Below are 24,896 nucleotides of genomic sequence, written 5' to 3' on the forward strand. Positions count from 1 at the left end.
ATGATTTTTTATTTTTGCCAAATACCATTCTAAAAGTTTACCTGTTTAATTATCAAATATTTTATAGAAATTAATCTACTCCCTGAAGTTTTCATAAACGTTGCTTAAATGTCTCTAACTTTGCATCATTTAACATATCCAATTTAAAAACAAAAGCGCTATAAAGTCTCCGACTTTCATCCAAATATAAATTAAAAACAGATTGCAATTTCCATAGCTTCAATAATATTGTACAAGATATTGTTTTAAGACTGATTCTAAAAAAGTCAGGAGACTTTAGACAGGTTTACAATTTATAACAATAAAAAAAGCGCAAAGTAAGATACATTTGCGCAGCTTTTCATAAGGAACACTTCGGAGAGCTGGGCAGTTCACAGAGACATTTGCCACAGCTTTTCATTAGAACTGTTCGGGGAGCGGGGTTAATTTCACTCACAAACGAAATAACCTGCAAAAGAAAATTTCTCTTTAGATGAAGATTCAAATAAACTATTAGATTTTATCTCGACCTCCCCAGTCAATGAAACCTCTCCTTTAAAGCCATTATATTTATTAACAAAAGGATTTTTATTCAAAATCATTTCTGAATTTGTTATTATATATATTTCCTCATTTTCTCCTACAGTGTCATAACTATCGTAACTATAAGTAACTTTTAATATTTCCAATTTATTATTAATTTTAATGCCAACAATTTCAACACCATTTTTCATCTGATTGATACATTTTAATTCTAAAATATTAGATTTTGTAAAATTAGTATTAAATCTACCGACGGTATTTCTCTCATCTTTCACTATACACTTGAACAAAGATTTAGTTCCTGATGAATTGGAAAAATTGAAATTTTTAATAATTTTTACACTTGTTTTTTTTTCAATTTCTTTATTACATCCACTAAATAAAACAAAACTCATTATCAACAATAAATTTTTTTTTTCCATTTTAGGGTTTATTTTTAATTATTTTAAATCCATAGTTTGAATAATGAATACCATCTAAACCTGATTTTAGTTTGGGATCATATTCTCCTTTCCAGCCCCAGGCTTGAGCTTGATTGTATTCCCATTGATTAATTACACGTTCCTCATTTAAACCTGTAAATTTTATTGCATTTGAATAAAAATATGAATGCATATACTCATGATGCATCACTGTATATAATTGATTTCTTGAAGAAAAAGCGCTTTCAGACAAATATACTTTATTAGTCCTGCCAAAACCTAAAAACCCAGATCTTTCATGTGAAGTCACCCTGCTCCCTGAAGTCTTCATAAACGCTGGCAAATGTCTCTGACTTTGTGCAATTTAAAAACAAAACACCATAAAGTCTCCGACTTTCATCCAAATATAAATTAAAAACAGATTGCAATTTCAGCTTAAATAATATTTTATAAGACATTGTTTTAAGACTGATTCCAAAAAAGTCAGGAGACTTTTATCAGGTTGACAATTTATAAGAATAAAAAAAATTGCGCAAAGTCAGAGACATTTGCGCAATTTTTCATAAGGAACACTTAGGAGAGCGGGTACTAACATTAGTAGTGTATTCTTATATTAATTTAGTTTTACTTGTATTTGCTTTACTTTATTATGAATAGAGTATATTGCAATAGGAGGAAATGAAAAAGCGACAAAATTGTTACTAAAATCACTAAAACTAACTTTTCTATTTAGTTCTATAGTAGCAATAAGTTTGCAAATAAAATAACTATTGTAGATAAAAGATATAACAGCAATAAACTGGATTAAAATCATACAACTTACGATATCAATATTCGGTTCGCCTCCATCAAAAAAACTAAATATATATGCAATAAAAAAAACAAAATTTAAAATTGTAATAATATTAATTACTAAGCTGATTTTAAAATCCGTTAACTTTAATTTAAAATTTTTATTGGAATGGTTATACAAAAAAGTTACAGTAACATTTAGCCAATAAAAATAAGGTAAATATAATAACCAAAAAAATACGAACATTATGTAATACAATAATTTTTCATCGAAAATCAACTGAACTAAATTTATCAATAGCAATAGAACTATTATAGGTATTATCAATATCAAAAAAATAACTTTTTTTGTACTCTGTTTTAAAAAATAATGTGTTTTCATTTTTTTTATATTAAAAATTAAATTTCCAGCCTCCCCGCTAGCGCTATCGTCTCGCTCGTGAACGCAATCAACATCAATTTATGTCAATTTCTAAAACAGTTTGGTCATTATCACTATAGTTTCTTGCTGAACTATATTTCCAATCTACTAGATCGGTAACAAAACCTGTTTCTAGTAGATTATTATGTATATAGTTTAACTTTTGTTCAAAAACTTTAAAGGACCAAATCTCGATTGGTTTGTTATTTTGTTGCCAAAATTGTCTGAATTTCACATTGCTATTTTTCTTTCCTGCTCTCTCAAACATCCATAACATCCATTCTTTTCTGCTTTCTTGTGGATTGTTTTCTATGGACTTGATCATTTTTCTTGACGTAAATCCTTTAAAGTATCTAATTAGTCCTGAAGGATCTTTATTTTCTGACCTAAAAATTAAATGGACATGACTTGGCATAATACAATATCCGTAAATTTCCATTCCTTTATTTCTTCGACAATAATCTAAAGATTCAACAATATTTCCAAAATATTCTTCTCTTGTAAATACATCGATCCAATAAACTGTGGCAAAACTGATAAAATAAGCTCCACTATTGTCACCAAATTTATATTTTCTACTCATTACAACATTTTGAAGCCAATGTAAGAAATACTTTTTATTTACAGGCAAGATGTTGTGCTACCAAAGAAAAAGTGTTGCATTTATTGATTTTAATTGCGTTCACGAGCGGGACGCTCGCGCCAGCATGGGATCTATCGGAGTTACCGGATGCAGCGTTACACAATTCGAAAATTGAAACTGCAATAGACTTTTTCTTAAACAGCAGATCGACTTTCGCCATTATTGATAAAGGCAGATCTGCTGAGGAACGCAGTTGTATCTGGGTTGAAAAGGGCCATTTTTATGGTATGGGATACATCACTTCAGATGTTGCGATTACAGAACCTTCCCAAATAAAAGATTTCGTTACGCCTTATGTCAGCAATCAATACATCATGCAGCTCATTGACAGTTATGCAAAGAAATATCCGCGTAAAGTTTTTTTTAATAGAAATGGTTGGATTGAATAGTTGGGATGAGCCATTAAGTCTTTATGTAAACTTATTTTAGGATTAAGTATAAATAGGTAACTTTTATCAGGACGAGACAGGAATAAAAAATTGCGCAAAGTTCATAGAAATTTGCGCAGCTTTTCATAAGGAACAATTCGGAGGGGTATTACTCGAATATTATGACTTTATTAGAAACTATCGTTTGATAATATGGAAAGTACCCCTTCCTTTCCAAAGAATCACGCGTTTTAACAGCCACATCATTTTCCAATATTTCTTTTAACATTTTATATTCTATTTTAAGCTCATTTTTTTTATTTTTTTTTATATCATAGTGATAAGAAGAAAAACATGTATTGAATTTTAAAGAAAATGGTATAGTTATAATCCTTGAACTTTTTCTTTTTAAAAAAACAGCATTTTTCAAAGTTTTATAATTCTTATAAAATTTATCAGATTGAACAATCTCAGCATCGATACATTTGTTTTTTTTCCTTCGAATTGCTTTACTTACGAATCTTTCTCCTCTTAATGGTATTAATGTACCACCACTATATATCAACGATTTTAAAATAATATTACTATTAAGTTTATTATTAAATGCGGAGTAATTATATGCTCTATTTGTATCTAGAGTGATATAATAATTACTATTTGAGTTATTTATAATCTTTATATTTAGAACTGAATCCTTGTGAGCGTGAAAGTTCTCCACTATAAATAAAACATTGTTATTAATTTGCAACTTATTATCACAGCTTATCATTAATAAACTAAGAAATAACGCTATTGAACATGTTTTTAAATTAAAATCCATTATCTTCCTGTATTAAATGTCTTGTGGGTTGAATTTAAGATTCCATAACTAGGAGTTCCACCCATGCGATATTCCCAATATTGTCCTTTGTTTTCTGATAATGCGTCTGCACGTATCTCTCCAAATTTCCGAACCCATCTGTCATACACTCCTGTGTTAAAGAAAATATAATGATTTAATTCATGTCCTATGGTAGATGCCAACAAATTCCAATTACTAAGTGCAGACCTACTTATGTTTATATACTTAGCTGTAGTTACTCCATTCTCACTAGTTGCATATGTTTCCCCATAAGCCGCACTTCCGTCAGGAGATATGATTTTTTCCTTAAGTAAAAATGATGGATCATCTGCCTGTTCCATCATATTGGGAAACAAATCTTTTGCAAAACCTTGTAATTCACTTTGTCCGATTTCAGCAGGAGCATCAGGATCCTTCCCTAAATAACGTAGTCGATTATTTATGTACTTATTAGTTTTAATAGAATGCATCGCGTGATTCAGCCCACTAACAACTAACCCTGTTGCAGCCCCCTGCCAAATATTCCCACCAGTAAGAGCTGCCCCAGCACCACCGGAAACTGTACCAAAAGCGATCATGCCTAAATCACCCATTCCCCCTCCAATACCTTTCATACCAGTACCTGCAATAGCATTTGCATTTTTACCTAGTCCATCCATACTTTGCCCACCACTCCAGATACCGGCAGCTGCACTACTCAATGCTCCCGCCGCAAAACCGCTCCAGAACTTACCGCCTGAAATTGCAGTCATGGTACCCTGAAAAGTACCGTGTGCTGCTGCCTGAAATGCGGCTTTAGAAAAGAAATTGGTAAATAAATTTGTTGCAGCACTCCCAATTCCAAAAGTAACCAAAGAGCTCGCTGCTCCCACAAAGGCCGTTTTTACCAAACCTCCTACACTAAAAGGCACATCAGCCAATAGTGCCGTCAGGGTATAACTGGTTATCGCAATGGCAACTCCAATTCCAACAGCTACTAATAATTCATAAGCTTCTCCACTCTGGTCGGTATACTTCAATGGGTTGTTTAACACATAGCCGTACTTATTGTAGTTTTGTGTGTTATACGGTTCCTGCACATAATTATCCGGTTGCAGGAATCGGTGTAGTCGCGGGTCATACAAACGCCCGTTCATATGGATGATTCCTATACTTTGCAAATGCTCGTGTCCGGTATACCCGCGGTCTAAGAGGGTTAATCCTGCCAGTATGTTGCCGGCACCATCCTGTACTTTTACAATATTCCCCCAGGCGTCAAACAAACGTTTTTCAACTACCGCCCCGCTTTGATCGCTTATCGCCACTATAGTGCCCTGATAGTCCCGGTGTAAATATAAATAATTTTGGGCTGTTCCGTCACTTTTTAACACCACAGGTGCGGTATAGCCATCACCCCCAATATAGGTTACAAACTCAAGGGCTCCGGTAACGGTATTTTGTTTTATCTCCATACTTCCGTCTGCCGAGTAATGCTTGCGGTAGGTGCGTAATAGTTTATCGGTTTGCAGACCGCCATAAAACATACTGCTTCGATCGTTGCCGTCATTATAGGTAAAACTTAACCTGTCCACACCTGTTTCTTCAATATCTACAGGACCTTTGAATGTGTTATAGCTTACATTTAAAGCTCTTACAGCTGTAGCGGCATCACTTGTCTTGCGTATCTGCACATCATCAAACCAAACATTACCTGAACCGTTGTTATCTAATCGAATGTTAAGTTTTTTAATATGTGCGGGAACTACTACTGTTTTTTCGATTTTTACCCATTGATTTTTAACATTTGTTATAATATCATCAGTTACACTGAAATAACCTGTTTCTGTTGGTGTCTTCATAAACAGAAACATTTGTGCCTGGGGATTGTCTGAATATACCCATGCCGAATAGGTATACTGCGTATCAACAGCATTATCAATAGCGATCCATTTATCACCATGAACATACTTCTCAATTGTCGTTAGGTTTGGAATTTTTAAAGATGTTTTTCCTGTATGGGCTTTTGTTGTGTCATAAACATATACTGTCGAAACTGCATCCCTTACTACACCAAAACCAGTACCGTCTTCCATGCTGTCATTAAAGATACCTTCTCTCATTCCATAATAACCCAGAGCCACAGGAGTTGGCGTTATAGCCTTATTCTGATAGGTTTTTGTGCCATCATATTCATAAGTACCCACCGCATTTTGTGTAATCCTTCCTTTATCATCATAAACCTGTGTTTCCTGAATTCCCATTCCATTTGTATATTCCGTCAGGCGGTCTAAAGTATCGTATTTAAAACTTTCATTCCTGCTAAAAAGACTATTGGTCCTGCTGTTCAGGTTTCCTCTTTTAATTTCAAAAGCCGTATTCAGGGTCATGATATTCACAACAGTCGGGCTTGTTTTGTCATGTTTGATTTGGGTGGTATAACCGTATAGATCATAAGTATTGGTTACTGCTATTCCGTTTCCGAATGCACCGGTCAAAAGCTGTCCTCTTTCATTTAGCGTATTCGATTGCCACAATACCTGTTGGGTTGTGTCATCTAAAATCTGCCACGGAAAACCATTCTGATAGGTATTTTTTACAGTTTTAGAACTTGTTTTACCGGAAGCAGTTGCTGTAGAAGTTTCTTTCTCTATTCTTCCAAGCGTATCAAAAGACAACTGTTTTACAAATGTGGCGTAAGGTGTAGTTTCCGCAGTCTTAAACAATCTTTTTAGCGTATCATACTCGTAAACATTGGTTGTCGTTTTGGCCTCTCTGCTATCCAAAAAGGTACTACTTGTTATTTGATTTAACGTATTGTATGCATAAGTCGTCTTACTGTTGGTGTTGGTCCCTGTAATCGTTTTTTCTGTTGGTTTACCCGCTGCATCGTATACAAAAGCAGTGGTACCGTTAGGTGTTGTTTCTGTTTTCAGCTGCCCAAATGCATCATAACTGTAGGTATAAATCCCTGCGCTTGGGTCAGACAACCAGATTTTATTTCCCCAGCCGTCAATATTAATCTGTACCTTATTGCCCTGATAGTCCGATTCTTTTAACTGACCGTTGGCAAAATATTTAAAATTGATAGTCCCTCCGGGATCTGTACTCTGTACTTTATTGCCCAATGCATCTGCCGTTGCGGTAGTAATTTTACCGTCATCATTACTGGTAACGGTTAAACCTAAGTAGGTCATTGTTTGAATTTTTCCGGTAGGAGCGGTTACTTTTGTGGTTCTCATTAAGTAATCGTACTCATAAGTCGTCCATAGACTTGGCGCAGAAAAATACGGTTCGCTCTCTTTTTGCCTGCGTCCCAGCCCATCATACACAATTTGTTTGGATACCAGCGTATTTGCGGCAAATCCTTTGGTGGAACTGATTACGACCCTGCCCAGAACATCGTATTGTGTTATTGTTTTTGCATCTAAATTATTGGTCGTGGTCGTGGTATATCCTCCGGAGGCTAATTTTTTATACGCTATAGACGTCGTAATCGGTACGGCTGAAGTCTTTGTAACGGTTGTCGTTATCAATTTACCCCAATTGTCGTAGCTAAAATCATTAATTACCCCCATATAGTCGGTAGATTGCAGCACCTGACCCATAGGGTTATAAGTATAACTCGTTATAAATCCCTGATGATCTGTTTTTTTAATTACAAATCGTTTGGTGGCATCATATTGATCTGTAATGGTTCTTGCCGTTGGCACGGGAGCAGGTGCTCCTGGAGCCGATACTGTTTTCGTGAGCAAATTCCCTAAGATATCAAAGGTCATGTCCTCAACAATAGCATAGGTGTTATAGCCTTTCTTTTCTGTCTTGGTTAAATTACTTCCTGTATAAGTGTATATTTCTTCCGCTGTTCGGGTATCGCCTGAAGCTACATTGTTGCTTGAGGTGTTTACTTTTTTAGGTCTGCCGATGTAATAGGCACTTCCTGCTCCGGCAGCATTACTATCATATTGGGAATCTATTGTCACAGAACCCTGAAAAGTAGCCCCGCTGTACTGCCTGTTGATACTTTTGGTCTCCAAACCAAAATAAGTTGCTGAAGTCACCGTACCATCATAGGTATACGTACTTTCAGACTTTACCCCCGATAAGGCGTCCAAAGTGGTTTGTGTATCCAGTAATACATTATAAACCTTCGATGTTGGATTGGTGTAGGTTGAAAACACATTCGTTTTAGTCGTCACTAATCCTGAAGGTACCGCATCAAAAACCGTTGCCGGATTGGTACTGGTCCACGTAATCGTATTGGCTCCCCGTAGTGCTACGTCATTGTAAATTGTGGTATAGATTTTTGTGTCCGCAGCAGATAAATACCAGCTGCTTCGTGTAGATCTGGTAAATCCAACTGTACCATAATTGTAATTGGACACATAACCCCTGTACCTGAAATCCTGAAACTTGGAAACTCCGTTTATTGTGGCAGTTAATTTAGAAACGAGAAAACTGTTCGGGTTCCTGATAATTTCTATATTGGGATAAGTTACTGCATTAGAGGATGAATAAAAATCGGTCGCAGCTATACCTAAACCTCCACCAGCTGCCTCCATAGGTAAATAATGAATAGTTTGGGTGATATTACCATTCGATTCGGTTACTGATATTAATCTGTTTTCAGTATCGACATTTTTATTAAACTGATAGTATTCGACAATTTTATTATTACCGCGAACAAGTATTAAATCAGTATTTGCACCCTGATACTTGTAATTTGATGTAATAGGAATTGGAATGTCTGGTGACTTAGAATCTAAAATACCCGAATCATAAGCCAAATTAAAACCTGATCCCGTTGTTACACCAACATTATTAGCATAAGCTGTAATTTGCCATTCTGTATCACGGTTATTAATGGTCCATGAAGCTTTATAATATTTTCTTCGTACTCGAACCAAATCTGATTTTCCATCTTTATTGATATCCATCGCATAATAACTACTCCAGTGCCTTTGGGTGTTATAAGAACTTCCTGTGTCTGGCCAATATTCTACAATCGTACTTATTTCTTTCACAAAAGAAGACCCTCCTGCAGGGTTTGGATTACTGTAATAAGTATTCCATTGTGCCTGTCCTGATCCTCCTTCACTGGTAGGAAGCATTATATCTGTTTTTCCATCTCCGTTAAAATCACCAAACAACATTTGCTTAGTAGTAGAATATTGATCTAAAGTACCTTCTCCTATAACTTCCAGCGTAACCCATGGACTTACCGCTAGCTGCTTTAAACTTAATATTTTATAAGACTTGTTTTCATTAAGTGTCAATATATCCGATTTCCCATCACCATCAAAATCTCCTACAAATTTCCAGATGGAACTCAACAAATTTGCATTCAAATTAACAAACCCACTACCATTTAATTGCGTGTCTGCATTACTGTCTAAATTCAGCCAATAGTTTTTTGACGCAACAGGATTAACTACTGGCTGACAATCACATACCACACCCTCAAACTCAGTCGCATAACAGTTTTCAATATAATCAATTGAACCTGACTGAATATTGAATATAACTTCACTTATTCCGTCCCCGTTAAAATCGCCTTCAATTAAATCACTAATTCCATCGTAGCCAGTATTACTATTATTATAATCATTTAAATATTGACTATAACCACTATCATTACTTTGGCAGGTAAAAATACCTGGTATCCTTTGATTATTAAATTGAATAGTTTTAGTAAAGTAATTGCTGACAACGCCATTATCAAGTTGATAATACTTAAAATCAATTTTATTTAAACCAGACGTTGGGGTAATTATTGAATGAAATTGATTAATTTTATTATTAGTTAAGGTCTTTGCTATGAAAGAGCGATATTGTAAAGACCCACTTGATATTTCAGTAGGAGTGTTTCCTGTACTTCCCTCAAACAAATTTGTGAAAATTTGATTATTTGCTACGAAATCTAATCTGCCATCGCCATCAAAATCACCTGCTAACTGTGTTCTGTCAAATGAAAGAGTATTAGTGTACGTTTTTTCTGTTCTTTGCTGATTGTTAGGACTTGAAGCATAAGTAAAAACGACAGGATTCGACGGTTCGTTAGCACCATTAAATTCCTGAATACTGGTTAAGCGCTCATACCCCAAATCTGGATCTATAGTATGAGAAAGAGTATAGGTCCTAAAATAAGTGCCATTTGCTGTTACCTGAATATTCTGCAGTAATTCAGTAGCGTATACAGCTGCCCCCTTTAAATAATCGCGCTCTATACGTCTGGCAGACTTATAGAAAAATGCGATTTTATTCTGAGCAGCAATACCTGCCGCGGCATTACCACTAAAAGTAATAGTATCAATATATAATTGACTTGATCCATTGTAAGTAATCGTTTTGTAATTGTAATCGATAAAATTCCCATTTGGATCTTCATAATGAACAATATACCAGGAATTCAATGACACCGAATTTTGCAAGCTGCCCGATCCTTTAGATCCATACCAGCTTCTTGAACCATCAGGAGCGGTCACAATAAAGTAAGTAGTGGTACCCTCAACCTTTAATTCTATTTTAGTGTTGCTTTTATATTCTGTTTCGTAAGTAGATCCGGGTGCCCAATAGGTACCTGTTTTTAGCAAAAGTCTTTGTCCGTCTAAAGCTAATTTATCATCCGCATCAAAATCGACACCGTCTACAAAACCATCTATATCACGACGTGTGGCGATACGGCTAATCGCCGAAATGCTGTTAATACTCCATCCCTGACCGGCTATACCGCCGCGTACGCCACTGCTGTAGTTCAGATTTATTATTGGGGCAACTCCTTTTATACTCGGTGGAATTGCTATAGGCAATGTATAACTGGCAGTACCCGAAGCTGAAATTTGTAATTCTCCTTTGGTATCCGTAAAATTTTGGGAAAAGACAAAAGAAGCAGATAAAAGTAAAATGAATAAGTAAAATTGTTTCATAAGTATACCTTATTGTTTAATAATTTTAATTGTTTTCTGATCTCCGTTCGAATAATTTAAGGCAACCATATAAATACCTTTCGAATATTCCTGAAAAGAAATATTGAGCGTATTTAAGTTATCTGTTTTAGAAAATGTTTTTAAAACCTGACCATTGACTCCATAAACTATCACGGAGGACACTTTATTATCATTTATCAATTCCCACTTTAGAAAAAGCTCTTCCTTTACCGGATTCGGGTAATAGGATATTACATCTTCGGAAGAGAATTTCTCCATATCGGCATCTGTAATAGCCTCAATTTCTTTAATTTCTTTTCCTGGTTTTGCCGTACAACCCGTTAAACATAAAGTCCGGCTAATTTGATTTCCTGCCGTATCATAAGCAAATGTAATTTTCTGCTGTGCAAAAGAGGATGTCAAAGTTGCAAACAAAATAAAGCTAAAGATCATTTTCATATTTATAACTTTTAGTTATATTATTAAACTTGTTAAAAAAAATGCAAATAAATACAAAATAAATGATATAAACCACTCTTTTATTTTAATCTACAAAGTCATTTTTCTTATATATATATAATTTAATTGCGGGTAGATTTCCACTAAAATCTCTGCTTACTTTTCTGCCGCTCTCCCATTTTTTGGGAGTACTTTCTGAAATTCGAGTTACAAACATATTTAATAAAATGAATTAGACCGAATCCGTTTGATAAGTGGCGGGTTTCAATTGATACTTGTCGTTAAATCATGCTAAAAAAGGGAAAAACAACCCAAAAGAGGCCTTGATTTTAAGCGAACTATACTTTTAAGAAAGTAAAAAAGATACAATTGGTACTCCGTTTTAAGGTAGCCCATTTTCTTTGATTCGATAGGGAAAAAGAGCCAAACGTAAAAAATAACAGCTAAGAGCTAAATTCCTGATATACCATTAGTACAGAAAAACAGGAATTCAAAGAGGCTATAATCCCGATTCAAACCACCCATATTCCTGACAATGTGACCGAAAAAGGCCCAAATACACCTAAAATTTCCCCTAAAGTTCCCGTATAGGAGTGACGGAGCGGTGACGGAGGAGTGACGGAGGAGTGACGGCAACGTGACGGAGGAATGACGTAACGAAAATTTAATGTCAAACTGGCAGAATTAAGGGTAAAAACAGTAGTGATAGGAATGCTATACTATCTAATTAGTACATCCATTTTATTATTTGAAATATAAGACTTACTGTTTAAAAGATAGCAACGCGTTAATAAAAACAATCTCATGACAATAAAAACCCATCCTGTGACATATTTTTCTGTTGAACTGCACTAAAACTGTACTTTTAACAACCCTGCCAAAAACCACAAAATCAACCACCGGAATGCCTGAAAAAAAATCAATATTGATTGGATGTGACGATACCACCGTGCTGACTCAGGTACTGAACATCCTGTCTGTAATAGCTGATTTTACTTTTTCTATCGCTGCTGTTTCACGCGCGCTCGATATTTACAGTACTGTGCAATCCTTCCAGCCCGATTTGATTATTTTGTGTTTCAGGAGGAACCAGCCCGTTATAAATGACAGCCATTTCAACTTCAATAAAATTGATACTCCTATTTTATGCCTGACGCAAAACTATGAATGTGAGTCGACCTGCTGGTCTAAAAACTGTATTATTTTTGCATATCCCTACAAACATATCAGCAACACTGATTTTCTGATGTACAGAATCAAGTCGATCTTTCAATTAAAAAAAGCAGAAACAAACAGCGATAAAGCAGTTTCATTTGCGGAGGCAGCCCTGCAAAACAACAACAGCAGCACTACCAGGGAACTCAGTCATTATGTAATGGAACTGGATCAAAAGGTAGAAATCCTGCAAAAGGTCAAAACCCGCATTTCCTACCTTTATCCGAATGTAAATGATGCCATCCGCAGAGAATTAATGTCTATTGTGAATTCGATAAAAACGGTTGCGGATGACACCAAACTCTGGGATGACTTTAAGATTTACTTTGAACAGTCTAATCCGGATTTTTTATTGACACTGGCCAAAAAACATCCTTCCTTAAGTGCGAAAGACTTAAAATACTGCTGTTATATTAAAATGAATATGAGCAACCATGACATCACCAGTCTTCTGGGAATCAATCAGGACAGTGTGCGGACTCATAAATACCGCCTGAAGAAAAAATTGACGCTTGAAAGAGAGCAGGATATTATTTCGTACTTAAGAACTGTTTCGTAAACTATTCAATACCTCAACTTTATACTACTGAAAATTCGGTTACTTTTCGTAATCGATTTTTTTGTTTACAGCCCCTTTATTTAGTCTTCAATAAAGAGGCATTGGGGGATCAATCCTAAAACCTGTGAAGCGTAAAAAAATATTTACCGCAAAGAACACAAGGATCTTTACTTTTAGCTCTTATAAAACGCAAAGTTCGCAAAGCTCTGAATGATTTAGCTTTGCGAACTTTGCGATTTCTAAGGCCATCTTGGATAAAAATCTTTGCGTTCTTTGCGGTAAAAATAAGTAGTGAGCATTGATCCCTATTCCGGTACGCACATACGGATAAAATTTTTCTTTTTCACGCAAAAAAAGCCCCTGTCTACATTTTGTCTACGAAAGGCCCACAATTTTACAGCATGTATACGAAAAGTACATTCTCAAAATCGGATCCGTACTGCTTTCTAAAGTAATTTTACCAGTATAATCTGACTACCAGTTTGTTTGGTCCGTTCAGCCGAAATTTAGAATTACCTAACCATGATACATCAGTCACTTCTATTTACGAATAAATTGCTGGGACAGTTTTTAAAAAACCGTTTTGGACTGGACGAAGAAAAAATCGTCCTGAATTATCTTATAGATACCAACGGCGCTTTTCCGAAAGCCAACCAGAACAAAGTAGTCTTATCCCTGATTAATGTAGAAAAAGAAACCAATCAGCCTTTTTATATCAAAAACAAAAGACTCGAAAACGGCAATTACTCGAGTTTTAATCCGGTAGAAAAATACAACCTGGACATTTTAATCAGCAGTAATTTTGATGATTATACCGAGTCCTTAAAGTTTCTGGATGCCATTATGTACTTTTTCCAGATCAACAATTATTTAGACGCTTCCTCCTCTTCCAGTATTCCCGATGGGATCACGAGACTGGAATTCGAATATGAAAAAATCTCCTACCACCAGATGCACAGCTTATGGACGGCCATGGGTGCCAAATACCAGCCCTCGATCATTTACAAAATGAAACTGATCAAGGTTCAGGCCAACGAAATGACAGAAATTGTACCGGCGGTTACCCATACCAATAATAAGATACTATCATGAGTCAGGGCGATTACATAAAAGCTTTTGATGTTATGGTATACCATACCTTTTTTGATACCGGCAAATGCAACAGCCTGCATTTTATTCCGGACCCTGCGACCGAAAAAGTATTCCGGAAATTTGGCGTCAGGATGAATCGTATTTCCAATGGATTTGAACTTTTCCTAAAATCCAATTCCTCTCTGACTGATACTTTAAATTATATCTCGAAAACCACATCGCTGGACTATTTCGAATTTAATATCGAATCTGATAATCCCTTTTTTGCCCTTTTCACCGCAATGCCCATCAACTTTGCGGGACAGCTTACCTATACCAGCCAGGATCCCAAAAATCAGGACAGCAATGGTACTGTAGTACTCAATGAAACCTTGCAACAGGAACAATCCAATTCGTTTTTAGGGCTGCTGCGAATCTCTTTTGAAGATCTTACAAAAACAGCCGATACAAGTCCTTCGCACTTTGAAATAAAATTTACAGCCCGGGCAACGCAGTGGCAGTATTATGTCATCAATAAAAATGCCGTTCCGCTCAATCATCCGGTCATTAACGAAAAAGGAAAAATGCAGTTTGACGGACCGCAACAGGTCGTCGTGGCGACGGGAGAAAAAGCGCTCCTTTTTACCTCCGGCGAAACGGATCTTCCGTTGAGCGAAAAACCAAAATACAAATTCGATTTAATCAGCCAAAAAGAACCCACCGAATCCGATCAGAAAAATTCAGGCGGTAAAGTGCTGATTAAAGGACTGCCTGTTCCCGATGTTTCCCGAATTGGAATCATCGGCAGCACCGGAACTATTCAAGTTACATCACCCATGTATATCTATTTATAAAAAACTATTTAAAAATGAACCTTAAAAACTAAAAATCAATGAATTTATCTACCATCCAGACTCCTGGTGTTTATATTCAAGAATTAAATGCTTTTCCGAATTCCGTTGTAGCAGTTGCTACCGCAGTACCAGCATTTATTGGATACACACCCCAAGCTTCTTACGAAGGGAAATCGTATACGAATGTTCCGGTAAGAATTACATCGTTTGCTGATTTTCAAGCCTTTTTTTGTTACCCGGATCCACCGCTACCAGCGAGTCCTGCGAAACAATACAGTCCTGAATATTATTTAGTAAAAGAAGACAGTCAACCTAAAAAGGGAGATTATATGCTGATTGCAGGGTCCTTCTACTCCATTGTTCCGGATCCTACTACAGTTTATTATCTGTACAACAGTGTACGCCTTTTTTATGAAAACGGCGGCGGCGACGCTTACATCGTATCTGTGGGTACTTACGGCACCCAGTCTAAAAAACCAATGACTGCGGGTACACCGCTTATTAATCCGAACGTGCAGTTAAACGACCTGACTACGGGTCTTGCCCTTCTAAAAAATGAGCCCGAACCGACCATGTATATTTGTCCGGAGGCCACGCTGCTGAGTGTAGCCGACAACGGTACGCTGATGGAAGCCATGCTGTTGCAATGTACCACGATGCAAACGGCCATGTGTCTGTTTGATATTATTGGAGGCGATGATCCGGATCCGATTTTATATACGCAGGATATTTCTAATTTCAGAATGAATACCGGTTCTGTAGGATTGAATTACGGAATGGCCTATTATCCTTTTATCGGGACGACCATCATGCAGAATCAGGATATTGATTATACGAATTTGTTTGGCGGAGACCTCAAACAATTAGAACCTATCATCAATCCGCCAAGCGCACCCAATGCTAGTGTGGCTACCATTATTGCCGGCATTCAGAATCCTGCCAGTACGCTAACGGTTACTCAGAACAATAATGCACTTTTAATTGCGAGTCAGACGTACTCCCTGATTATCAAACATGTATTGAGTGATGCCAATATCCTTCCTCCAAGCGGGGCTATGGCCGGGGTGATTACCACAACAGACAATGCAGTTGGACCATGGCAGGCACCTGCCAATACTTCTATCGTGGGAGCGGCTTCATTACCGATTTCAATTTCAGAAAGCCAGCAGGCCAATTTAAATGTGGATGCCGTTTCGGGTAAATCGATCAATGCGATCCGATTGTTTAACGGACTTGGTATTTTGATCTGGGGTGCGAGAACACTCGATGGAAACAGTCAGGACTGGAAATACATTCCGGTAAGAAGAACGATGATCTTCCTGGAGCAATCCTGTAAACTGGCCGCTCAGGCATATGTTTTTCAACCAAATGACAAAAATACATGGGAAGCGGTTATCGCTATGATCTCGAGCTTTTTAACGTCCATCTGGAAACAGGGAGGTTTGCAGGGTGCCAGTGCCTCTGATGCTTTTTCTGTAGCCTGTGGTCTGGGTTCTACCATGACCGGAGATGATATCCTGAACGGCTTTATGAATGTTACCGTAAAAGTAGCAGTAGTACATCCGGCGGAATTCATTGTGCTGACCTTTCAACAGCAAATGGTGGCGTCCAGTTAAGCAGCAAACCACTCAATTTAAGTAAATTTTTAATTTAAAATAAAATATTATGCCAACAGATGATGGAAGCGTACAAGGCGCAACGTGGCCGATGCCTAAGTTTAGGTTTGAAGTAGACCTTGGAACCGAACTGACAAAAGTAGCTTTTCAGGAAGTTACGGGAATGGATGTCGAAAATCAGATTATAGAATATCGTAAAAGTAACAGTCCGCTTTTTTCTGTCGAGAAAATGCCCGGCATTACCAAATACGGCAATATTACCATGAAACGCGGCATCTTCGTAAACGATAATACGTTTTGGGACTGGCACCAGCAGGTCGTAATGAATACGATCAAAAGAAGAACAGTACTGATCAAATTATTAGACGAAAAAGGAAATGTAACCATGCAATGGACACTCAATAATGCCTGGCCGACTAAAATTACCAGTACAGATCTGAAATCTGACGGAAATGAGGTTGCCGTAGACACTATAGAAATTGCACACGAACAGCTCATCATTAAAAACGGTGGCAAATAGTGATTATCCGGTTAGCTTTTATTTTACACTTTCCTTTTCGGGTGTAGATGCAGCTTTCAAGGAAGTATCCGGTATTTCTAAAGAATTAAGTATAGAAGAAATTGTTTGCGGAGGCGAAAACAGGTTTAAATACCGCCTCCCAACGGTTTCTAACAGTCAGAACTTAATCCTGAAAAGAGCCATTGTTCCTGTCGGTTCCCAATTGGTAAATTGGTGCGCCAACTGTATTGACCAGGGATTATCGAATCCGATCCAGCCCCATAATGTGATACTCAGCCTGCTCAATGCAAGCGGTATTGTCTGTATGCAATGGACGTTCAATAATGCCTATCCGGTTAAATATGCCGTTTCTGACCTCAACTCTCAGGAAAGCGGAATTGCCATTGAATCTATTGAACTGGCCTATACCTACTTCAATATTTCATCCAAAACAACTTTTGAAAATCTTTTTAACTGATACGTATGCCAATCGAAATAAGGGAACTCATTATCAAAACAGAGATTGTAAGCAGCAACGCGAAGCACTCTTCTGTGGCCAAAGAAAAAGAATTATCGCTTTTTAAGAAACAATTACTGGAAGAATGCAAAAGATTAATTGCCGAGAAAAATCAGGTGAACAGCTATAAACGTTAAAGAACAGACAAATGGCAGGTTTAGAATTAATGAAAATCACGGGATACACGGACGAAGAATTTCAAAACAAATTCGCCGGGAATTCGTATGCCTTTATGATAAATCCGGAGTCGATCAAGGTACAAAAAAGCATTGAATACAACGAACAGCAGGCTCCCGCTACAAGCTCTGCTTCGCAAAAATATAAAAGTACCCCAAGTGATAAATTAAGTTTTGAAATTGTGATAGACTGTACCGGTGTTGTAGACAGCAAGCGTATTGATATGGCGAAAGAAATAACGGCTTTGGAAACCATTATTTACACCTACAACGGTAAAATACACCGTCCCAATTTTGTAAAAGTGCAATGGGGACAGAATATTACGTTTAATGGCGTGCTGGAATCCATTGATATTTCCTATACGCTGTTCAAACCCGACGGAAGTCCGCTGAGAGCCAAAATATCGTTGTCCTTCAGCCAGTATGTTTCTCCCAAAACAGTTACGATGACCGATGCGCCCGAGTCTCCGGACTTAACGCATATTGTTACGGTATCCGAAGGAATGTCTTTACCGCAATTGTGTCTGCAAACCTGGAATGACGATTCGCTTTACATACAAGTGGCCCAATACAACAAGCTCAATAAATTCAGGAACCTCAATGGGATTGATAAACTCATATTTCCTCCTGTAAATCCTTCCAACTCATGAGTACTTCAAGCGAAATAAAAACCGGCGGAATCGCCACCTTCTCTATTCAGGTCAATGGCAGTACCATACCGGACGAACTGAGCGTGCTTTCTGTTCATATAGAAAAGAGCGTCAACCGAATTGCCAGTGCTAAAATTGTAATTTTAGACGGAGATGCCAGTACGGGGGAATTTGAGGCGAGCTCTTCGGCAACTTTTGTTCCGGGTGCTGAAATTAGTATTCTGGCGGGTTATGATGAAACGAATACCGTACTTTTTACGGGCTTAATCATGAGCCAGTCCATTCGCATTGACAGTCTGGTAGGATCGGCTTTGGAAATTGAATGCCGTGATGCGGCCGTAAAAATGATTGTAGGGAGAAAAAGCCTGACGTATTCGAATCAGAAAGACAGCGATATTATTTCGTCTATTATAGGAACCTATTCCGGATTAAGTGCCAATGTTACGGCAACCACCACCACCTGGCCGGAACAGGTACAATATTACGTAACGGACTGGGACTATATCCTGGCCCTTGCAGAAACCAACGGCTTAATTGTAACGACCCTAAACGGTAAAGTTTCCGTGACCGCTCCCGATAGTGATACCTCTTCGGTATTGACCGTTACATATGGAGACAATTTGCTTGAATTTAATGCCAAACTAAATGCGACGAACCAATTAGGAAATGTAACGTCTAACACCTGGGATTATAAAAATCAGGCCGTTATCAACAGTGAGGCAACGCCCAATGTAAGCGGATCCGGAAATTTAAGCTCGAAAAAATTGTCTGAAGTGATCGGCCTTTCCACTTTTCAGCTGCAGACTTCGGCACCTTTGGAAACGGCAGATTTAACTACCTGGTCGAAAGCTCAAATCATTAAAAGTGAATATTCCAAAATAACCGGTGAAGCCAAATTTCAGGGAACCAACTTAATTGATCCCGGAAAATACATGACTTTTAAGGGTGTTGGGGATCGCTTTAACGGCGATTACCTTATCGCAGGCGTTGTGCATGATCTCTCACAGGGAAATTGGATTTCTGAAGTCTATCTGGGCATTTCACCGCTTTGGTTTACCGAAAAACCCGATGTGATGTCTCCCCCGGCCTCCGGACTTATTCCGGGAGCAAGAGGTTTGTTTAACGGAACTGTAAAACAAATGTATGAAGATCCCGATGCTCAGTTTCGAATTCTGGTCAATGTGCCTTTGTTTGATGCCAATGGTGCGGGAATCTGGGCAAGACTCTCCAATTTTTATGCTACCAGTGGTGCCGGAGCTTTCTTCTTACCCGAAGTCGGCGACGAGGTTATTCTTGGCTTTTTAAACGAAGATCCGCGCTATCCTGTCATTCTGGGCAGTTTGTACAGCGGTACCAAAATAAAACCGTTTACCGGTTTGGAACCCAACGAAAAAAATTCGGTAAAAGCGATTGTTTCCAAATCAGGGATTTCCGTGCAATTTGATGATGAGAATATCGTCTGGACTATTGCCACGCCTAATAAAAATACGATCATCGTCAGCGATAAAGAAAAGAAAATCACCATTAGCGATCAAAATCAAAACACGATTGTCATGTCGGAAAGCGGCATTGACCTGTGCAGTCAGAAAAACATTAGTATTTCGGCACAGGAAAATGTCAGTATCAAAGGCATGCAGGGTGTTACCATCGAATCCAGTGGCGGCGATGTCGCTACCAAAGGGTTGAATATTAAAGATAATGCCGACATGCAATATTCCGCTCAGGGCGGGCAAATGGCGCAGGTCTCGGGCGGAATGGAATTAACGCTGAAAGGCGCAATGGTGATGATTAACTAGGTGCTGAGGTGCTGAGGTTTTGAGGTGCTAAGTTACAAAGGTGCAGAGATGCAAAGGTTCAAAGGTTTTCAAACAAACGATCAAACAACAAACAACAAACAACAATAAACAATAAAAATATGCCACCAGCAGCACGATTAACAGATTTTCACGAATGTCCGATGGTTACTCCTGCTGTACCGCCGGTTCCCCACGTTGGCGGGCCTATAATTGGCGTAGGAGAACCAACGGTTCTTATCGTAGGATTACCGGCAGCACGGGTTGGCGATATGCTGGTTTGTGTCGGGCCGCCGGATTCGATCATAAAGGGATCGGCGACGGTTATGATTGGCGGATTACCGGCCGCAAGATTAGGGGATCAGACTGCTCACGGGGGATCAATTGTCCTTGGAGCCTTTAATGTAATGATTGGTGGATAATACAGAAGATAAAAGAGAAAATACCTTTTTAGGTGCGGGATGGGCTTTTCCCGTGTCCTTTTCTGCGGGCAATTATCAGCTGAATACGTCTTCCAATGAGAAGAATATTCACGAATCTATCAATATTATCCTCAATACCCGCAAGGGAGAACGCACGCTGGAAGCCAATTTCGGTTCCGGCCTGCAACAGTTTATGTTTAGAAAAATTGATCCTAATTTAAAAGGCGAAATTATAGAAACCATCCGGTTTTCCTTATTGCGCTATGAACCCAGAATTGTGGTACAGGATGTACAGGTTGCTTCAACGGATATGACCAATGGCATCATCCAGATACTGATCACTTACCTCTATTCCAAAACCAATACCAGACATAATTATGTGTTTCCTTTTCACCTGAAAGAAGGCACCAATTTATCCCGAAAATAATGCTTGTAATCGATCAAAATAGCGCCCTGAATTCACTTAACGAAGCACTCGTTCCGAATCCCTGTCTGATAGACGGAAGGACCGAACAGGACTGGCTGTACTTTTTGACCGAATTTAGCAAACTCATTAATTTTTATAATGACACCAACACCATCGAAGGAAACTGGAATCCATTTTTACTGAAAGATCCCGTTTTTCTGATGGCCGCTATCTCCCGAACCAATTACAAAGGACTGCATTCAACTTATAAAAACAGCTGTACGGAGATTCAGACTTTATTGAGCACTAACAGTCAGGGCTTTTTGAATTCCAAAGCCCTCAATCAGCTCTTTGATCACATTAGCGCTATTTATAAAATCATGGAACGCTGGACCCATTATATGCAAAGCAGCAACGAAACATACGACCTTAAAAATTATATTTTACACGAGGTACAGAACAAACTAAGCATTGATTTTTGGGCGGTTCAGTCCTTCAGACAATATTTGTATACGGCTCCGTCTAAAGGGACCTATATTGCAGCTGCGCCTTATCCTGATTTTGTTTCTTTTGACGTACCTCTCTGGACAATCAATAAAGACAAAAGACCTTTTTGGGAAATTTTCGGCTATGATACTGAACAGACTATTCTGAAGGCACTGGATAACGTAACTTCTTTTTGCCTGACTATTTTAACGAAAATCGGCGATCGGCTGTTTAACTTTTTGGAAACCATCATACATCATTCTGCCAATGAATTTAAAAAATTAAGCCTTCAAAAAAGTAAATTCCCGGATACGACATTGCTGCGTTCTTTTGTAAACGTACTCCAGGTACAGCAGGAGCAACTAAACGGAATTTCACAAAAGCACCTTGATTTTTATTATAAAACCATTCTGAAACAAACTGAATTACCTGCACTGGCAGACAGCGCCTTTTTATGTGCTGCACTGGCCAAAAACAATTCGGTATTGGAGTTGCCGGCGGGTACTTTATTTAACGGCGGAGTTGATGCGGAAAAGAATCCGGTTGTATTTGCTTCCCTAAAAGACGTAACGCTGAATCCGGCCGTTATAAAAAGTGTGCAGACCCTTTCTTATCAGGCAGCACCCAATACTTTGTCTTATAACTTACATTCTGTAGCCAAACCTTCCGCTGTTCAGCAAGATGAGACGGGCAAAACAATCAGCTGGTCTACTTTTGGAGCTACCACTCCGCCGACTGCGCCGTTGTACACCGGAATGGCTTTTGCTTCGCCGATGCTGTTATTGAGAGAAGGCCAACGAAACATCACCGTGACACTCGAACTGGATTCGGAAATTAATCTAACGGAGTTTCAGGGTGCCAGCTATTTTATGAGTACCGCAAACAGCTGGCTGGAAGTTCCTTTAGCCCCTTCCGCATTTGTTCCGACTGCCAAAAGCCTTGCCATAGAAATTAATCTGGAACCTGCGGAACCGGCCATTGAGCCTTTCGTGATTCATCCGGACGGACTGCAAACAACGTGGCCGATGCTTAAAATTATATTCAAAACCATTTCTCAACCCGCTGCACCACCCAAAATACTGGCAATCACGATAGCACTGGATATCACAGGAGTTAAAACGTTTCAGCTGTATAATGATTTTGGGGAATTGAATACCAAAAATCCTTTCCCTCCTTTTGGGCCGATTCCGCTATTCCATTCTAATTTTATAATTGGAAACAATGAGATCTTCAGCAAGCCTCTGGACAGTTTTGTCATCAATATAGACTGGGATAAGATTCCCTCCGATTTCCGGACGTATTATGCCGCTTACAACAATTATATTGCCGATCCGGATGCTGCAGGACCAGTAGTAAAATCCAGAGTCAGTTTGGCGCGATTGCTCAACAGAACAACCGATCCACTGCCGCCCCCTGTTCCGGGACCGTTTAATAATCCTTCTTTTATCGCTGATTTTAATATCCTGCAGGAAAAAACATGGAACGATCTGATTATGACCAAAACCAGTAAACCTGTCGTTCCGCCTGTTACACCCGAAACTGCCCCTGTTTTCGTTCCGGTACAGGATATTCTAACTACGCTTTACTTATTTGACCCGGCAGCGGGAGATCCGGATGTGCCTTTCAACAGTACGTGCAGCAGTTATTACAAGTATAATAATCACGATATCGCAGATACAACGCCAGCTAAAACACCGCAACCGGATCCGTACATTCAGGTGCAGCCTTTCCAATTTACGGATGCCAGTTCTTCAGGATTTATAAGAATGGTTTTATCGGGAAATGAATACGGCTTTGGCTCCGAAATCTATCCGAATGTCGTAGCGAATATTGCTTTGCAAAATGGTAATCTTTTTAATAAAGCAAAAGGGGACCCGATTTCAAAATTTATAGTGCCTGCCAACTTGCCATTTGCACCCAAAATCAAAACGTTTTCGGCCGATTATAAAGCAAGTGTAAGGTATAAACTGGACGGCTCTGCCGGAGATTATCCGTTGCAGTATTTTGTTTATACCCCTTTTAAAAATTATCAGCTGTTTGACAGTACCGATACAGCTTCCACCTTACTCAATACCAGTATCGTAGGCGTTCCGCAAACCGACCTGACAAGCGGTTTCCCGGTTTATCCGTCATTCAGTTATTCGGGAGCGTTATTCCTGGAACTGGAACAATTAATCTGTAACAGTACTTTAAGTTTCTATTTTGAACTCGCGCGAAATGCCACAACAATTACACCCGGTGACAGTGTTTCGTATTTCTATTTGAACAATTCCGGCTGGAAAGAAATAAAAGCCTTATCCGATCAGACCAGTCAGTTTAAATCTTCAGGTATTATAGAACTTCCCATTCCGGAAGACTGTAATAACAACGGAGCTTTTATGCCCGGTACCAATAACTGGCTTTCCATTGTGGTGAGCGGTAAAGGGAATACGTATTCGAACACGACTTTTTTACAAACCAACGGATTTAGGGTACAGCGAACCGGAACGACCTTTCTGAACGATACGCAAACGCCGCAAATCAGCAGCAATACGATCACCAAACCGAAGACTGTGATTCCGCAAATCGCAACACTGGTTCAGCCCTTTGCTTCTTTTGGCGGAAAAGCCGCAGAAACTAACACCCATAAAAACCAGAGAGTCAGCCATAGTATTAAAACCAAAAACAGAGCCGTTAGCCCTGCCGATTACTATACGCTGATCGCTGAAAGATTCGATACGGTTTATTTCTCCAAAGTGGTGCATAAAAAATCAGACAACAGCACTACGGTTTACGTAGTGCGAAAAATAACCGATGAAAGCGATACCGGTGCTTATCTTCCTCTGGTAACGAATGATGTCGAAAGTGCCATACAGAAATTCATAAAAAAAAGCACGTCCCCTTTTGCCAGTGTAAATGTTTCCAATTTTAATCCGGAATATGTTTGCATTACGGCCCAAATAGGATTGAAAAGCGGTTATCAGGAAACGCTCATTCACAATACGGTAAACCTGGCCCTAAAAAACTATTTATCACCTTGGATCACCGCTTATGCACCTCAGATCGCAATAGACCAACCGCTTATTGACGCCAAAGTACATGCGTTCCTTCTCAATATGGAAGGCGTTGCCACAGTCGATGCTGTTTCTTTTTCAAGCTATAGGCTCGATCCGGTAACGGGAATAAAAACAACCTTGAAAAGCGCCAAAACACGGCTTCAGTCGTACGGGCCGACCACCCTTTTAGTTTCTGCAGACCAACATAATATTACATTTTAAATCAG

At 38.6% G+C, this 24,896-nt stretch carries 19 protein-coding genes; 13 read left to right on the top strand and 6 right to left on the bottom strand.

Translation table 11 applies throughout. From position 1 onward, the window contains the following. Positions 1-428: 428 nt before the first annotated feature. The 3 genes from HAV12_RS14315 to HAV12_RS14325 form a co-directional block, all read right to left on the bottom strand. A complete protein-coding gene (locus HAV12_RS14315) occupies positions 429-944 on the bottom strand; it encodes a hypothetical protein (protein ID WP_171570258.1) in 516 nt (171 codons plus the stop codon). Between the two features lies 1 nt (position 945). Further along, on the bottom strand, positions 946-1,275 hold the full coding sequence (locus HAV12_RS14320; RefSeq protein ID WP_171570259.1) for a hypothetical protein: 330 nt from the start codon (positions 1,273-1,275) through the stop codon (positions 946-948). A 916-nt stretch (positions 1,276-2,191) separates the two neighbouring features. Next, on the bottom strand, positions 2,192-2,740 hold the full coding sequence (locus HAV12_RS14325; protein ID WP_171571697.1) for a transposase: 549 nt from the start codon (positions 2,738-2,740) through the stop codon (positions 2,192-2,194). Positions 2,741-2,823: 83 nt separating this feature from the next. Here HAV12_RS14325 and HAV12_RS14330 point away from each other — a divergent pair, with 83 nt between their 5' ends. Continuing rightward, on the top strand, positions 2,824-3,189 hold the full coding sequence (locus HAV12_RS14330; RefSeq protein WP_205423320.1) for a hypothetical protein: 366 nt from the start codon (positions 2,824-2,826) through the stop codon (positions 3,187-3,189). Positions 3,190-3,337: 148 nt separating this feature from the next. Here HAV12_RS14330 and HAV12_RS14335 read toward each other — a convergent pair whose 3' ends face one another. From HAV12_RS14335 to HAV12_RS14345, 3 genes are read right to left on the bottom strand one after another with little or no spacing between them, the layout of a single operon-like run. Beyond that, entirely contained in the window at positions 3,338-3,988 is a 651-nt protein-coding gene (locus tag HAV12_RS14335; protein ID WP_171570261.1) for a hypothetical protein, read from the bottom strand. After that, positions 3,988-10,911 (bottom strand): RHS repeat-associated core domain-containing protein, encoded by a 6,924-nt coding sequence (locus HAV12_RS14340; RefSeq protein ID WP_171570262.1) that lies wholly within the window; start codon positions 10,909-10,911, stop codon positions 3,988-3,990. Before HAV12_RS14340 ends, HAV12_RS14335 begins: the two co-directional genes overlap by 1 nt. Before the next feature lie 9 nt (positions 10,912-10,920). Next, positions 10,921-11,370: a T9SS type A sorting domain-containing protein gene (locus HAV12_RS14345; RefSeq protein ID WP_171570263.1), complete on the bottom strand. Its 450-nt coding sequence runs from the start codon at positions 11,368-11,370 to the stop codon at positions 10,921-10,923. A gap of 904 nt (positions 11,371-12,274) precedes the next feature. Between HAV12_RS14345 and HAV12_RS14350 the strand changes: the two genes are divergently transcribed. The 12 genes from HAV12_RS14350 (at position 12,275) to HAV12_RS14405 (ending at position 24,891) form a co-directional block, all read left to right on the top strand. Next, positions 12,275-13,144, top strand: coding sequence for a hypothetical protein (locus tag HAV12_RS14350; protein WP_171570264.1), 870 nt, complete (start codon positions 12,275-12,277; stop codon positions 13,142-13,144). 522 nt (positions 13,145-13,666) lie between these two features. Further along, complete coding sequence (locus HAV12_RS14355) at positions 13,667-14,236, top strand: DUF4255 domain-containing protein (protein WP_171570265.1); 570 nt, start codon at positions 13,667-13,669, stop codon at positions 14,234-14,236. Then, positions 14,233-15,069: a hypothetical protein gene (locus tag HAV12_RS14360; protein WP_171570266.1), complete on the top strand. Its 837-nt coding sequence runs from the start codon at positions 14,233-14,235 to the stop codon at positions 15,067-15,069. The genes HAV12_RS14355 and HAV12_RS14360 overlap by 4 nt, the downstream gene beginning before the upstream one ends. Positions 15,070-15,107: 38 nt before the next feature. Continuing rightward, on the top strand, positions 15,108-16,685 hold the full coding sequence (locus tag HAV12_RS14365; RefSeq protein ID WP_132034048.1) for a phage tail sheath C-terminal domain-containing protein: 1,578 nt from the start codon (positions 15,108-15,110) through the stop codon (positions 16,683-16,685). Positions 16,686-16,734: 49 nt separating this feature from the next. Further along, positions 16,735-17,205: a phage tail protein gene (locus HAV12_RS14370; RefSeq protein WP_127340819.1), complete on the top strand. Its 471-nt coding sequence runs from the start codon at positions 16,735-16,737 to the stop codon at positions 17,203-17,205. Next, positions 17,195-17,662: a phage tail protein gene (locus HAV12_RS14375; protein WP_171570267.1), complete on the top strand. Its 468-nt coding sequence runs from the start codon at positions 17,195-17,197 to the stop codon at positions 17,660-17,662. Before HAV12_RS14370 ends, HAV12_RS14375 begins: the two co-directional genes overlap by 11 nt. Before the next feature lie 5 nt (positions 17,663-17,667). Next, positions 17,668-17,838 carry a DUF5908 family protein gene (locus tag HAV12_RS14380; RefSeq protein ID WP_171570268.1) on the top strand — a complete coding sequence of 57 codons (171 nt, stop codon included), beginning with the start codon at positions 17,668-17,670 and terminating at the stop codon, positions 17,836-17,838. A gap of 11 nt (positions 17,839-17,849) precedes the next feature. Further along, a complete protein-coding gene (locus tag HAV12_RS14385) occupies positions 17,850-18,527 on the top strand; it encodes a hypothetical protein (protein WP_171570269.1) in 678 nt (225 codons plus the stop codon). Beyond that, on the top strand, positions 18,524-20,323 hold the full coding sequence (vgrG, locus tag HAV12_RS14390) for a type VI secretion system tip protein VgrG (RefSeq protein WP_171570270.1): 1,800 nt from the start codon (positions 18,524-18,526) through the stop codon (positions 20,321-20,323). Before HAV12_RS14385 ends, vgrG begins: the two co-directional genes overlap by 4 nt. Positions 20,324-20,442: 119 nt before the next feature. Beyond that, positions 20,443-20,742 (top strand): PAAR domain-containing protein, encoded by a 300-nt coding sequence (locus HAV12_RS14395; RefSeq protein WP_132034040.1) that lies wholly within the window; start codon positions 20,443-20,445, stop codon positions 20,740-20,742. Next, positions 20,735-21,169: a GPW/gp25 family protein gene (locus tag HAV12_RS14400; RefSeq protein ID WP_132034038.1), complete on the top strand. Its 435-nt coding sequence runs from the start codon at positions 20,735-20,737 to the stop codon at positions 21,167-21,169. The genes HAV12_RS14395 and HAV12_RS14400 overlap by 8 nt, the downstream gene beginning before the upstream one ends. Beyond that, positions 21,169-24,891, top strand: a complete 3,723-nt coding sequence (locus HAV12_RS14405) for a hypothetical protein (protein WP_171570271.1) — start codon at positions 21,169-21,171, stop codon at positions 24,889-24,891. Before HAV12_RS14400 ends, HAV12_RS14405 begins: the two co-directional genes overlap by 1 nt. The last annotated feature ends 5 nt before the right edge of the window (positions 24,892-24,896 follow it).

The organism is Flavobacterium sp. CLA17 (assembly GCF_013112255.2).
In the GTDB taxonomy this organism is placed as follows: Bacteria; Bacteroidota; Bacteroidia; order Flavobacteriales; family Flavobacteriaceae; genus Flavobacterium; species Flavobacterium circumlabens.

Coding starts and splice junctions, on each gene's coding strand:
- HAV12_RS14315 (WP_171570258.1), bottom strand. CDS start 944: ATGGAAAAAAAAAATTTATTGTTGATAATGAGTTTTGTTTTATTTAGT.
- HAV12_RS14320 (WP_171570259.1), bottom strand. CDS start 1,275: ATGAAGACTTCAGGGAGCAGGGTGACTTCACATGAAAGATCTGGGTTT.
- HAV12_RS14325 (WP_171571697.1), bottom strand. CDS start 2,740: ATGAGTAGAAAATATAAATTTGGTGACAATAGTGGAGCTTATTTTATC.
- HAV12_RS14335 (WP_171570261.1), bottom strand. CDS start 3,988: ATGGATTTTAATTTAAAAACATGTTCAATAGCGTTATTTCTTAGTTTA.
- HAV12_RS14340 (WP_171570262.1), bottom strand. CDS start 10,911: ATGAAACAATTTTACTTATTCATTTTACTTTTATCTGCTTCTTTTGTC.
- HAV12_RS14345 (WP_171570263.1), bottom strand. CDS start 11,370: ATGAAAATGATCTTTAGCTTTATTTTGTTTGCAACTTTGACATCCTCT.
- HAV12_RS14350 (WP_171570264.1), top strand. CDS start 12,275: ATGCCTGAAAAAAAATCAATATTGATTGGATGTGACGATACCACCGTG.
- HAV12_RS14355 (WP_171570265.1), top strand. CDS start 13,667: ATGATACATCAGTCACTTCTATTTACGAATAAATTGCTGGGACAGTTT.
- HAV12_RS14360 (WP_171570266.1), top strand. CDS start 14,233: ATGAGTCAGGGCGATTACATAAAAGCTTTTGATGTTATGGTATACCAT.
- HAV12_RS14365 (WP_132034048.1), top strand. CDS start 15,108: ATGAATTTATCTACCATCCAGACTCCTGGTGTTTATATTCAAGAATTA.
- HAV12_RS14370 (WP_127340819.1), top strand. CDS start 16,735: ATGCCAACAGATGATGGAAGCGTACAAGGCGCAACGTGGCCGATGCCT.
- HAV12_RS14380 (WP_171570268.1), top strand. CDS start 17,668: ATGCCAATCGAAATAAGGGAACTCATTATCAAAACAGAGATTGTAAGC.
- HAV12_RS14385 (WP_171570269.1), top strand. CDS start 17,850: ATGGCAGGTTTAGAATTAATGAAAATCACGGGATACACGGACGAAGAA.
- vgrG (WP_171570270.1), top strand. CDS start 18,524: ATGAGTACTTCAAGCGAAATAAAAACCGGCGGAATCGCCACCTTCTCT.
- HAV12_RS14395 (WP_132034040.1), top strand. CDS start 20,443: ATGCCACCAGCAGCACGATTAACAGATTTTCACGAATGTCCGATGGTT.
- HAV12_RS14405 (WP_171570271.1), top strand. CDS start 21,169: ATGCTTGTAATCGATCAAAATAGCGCCCTGAATTCACTTAACGAAGCA.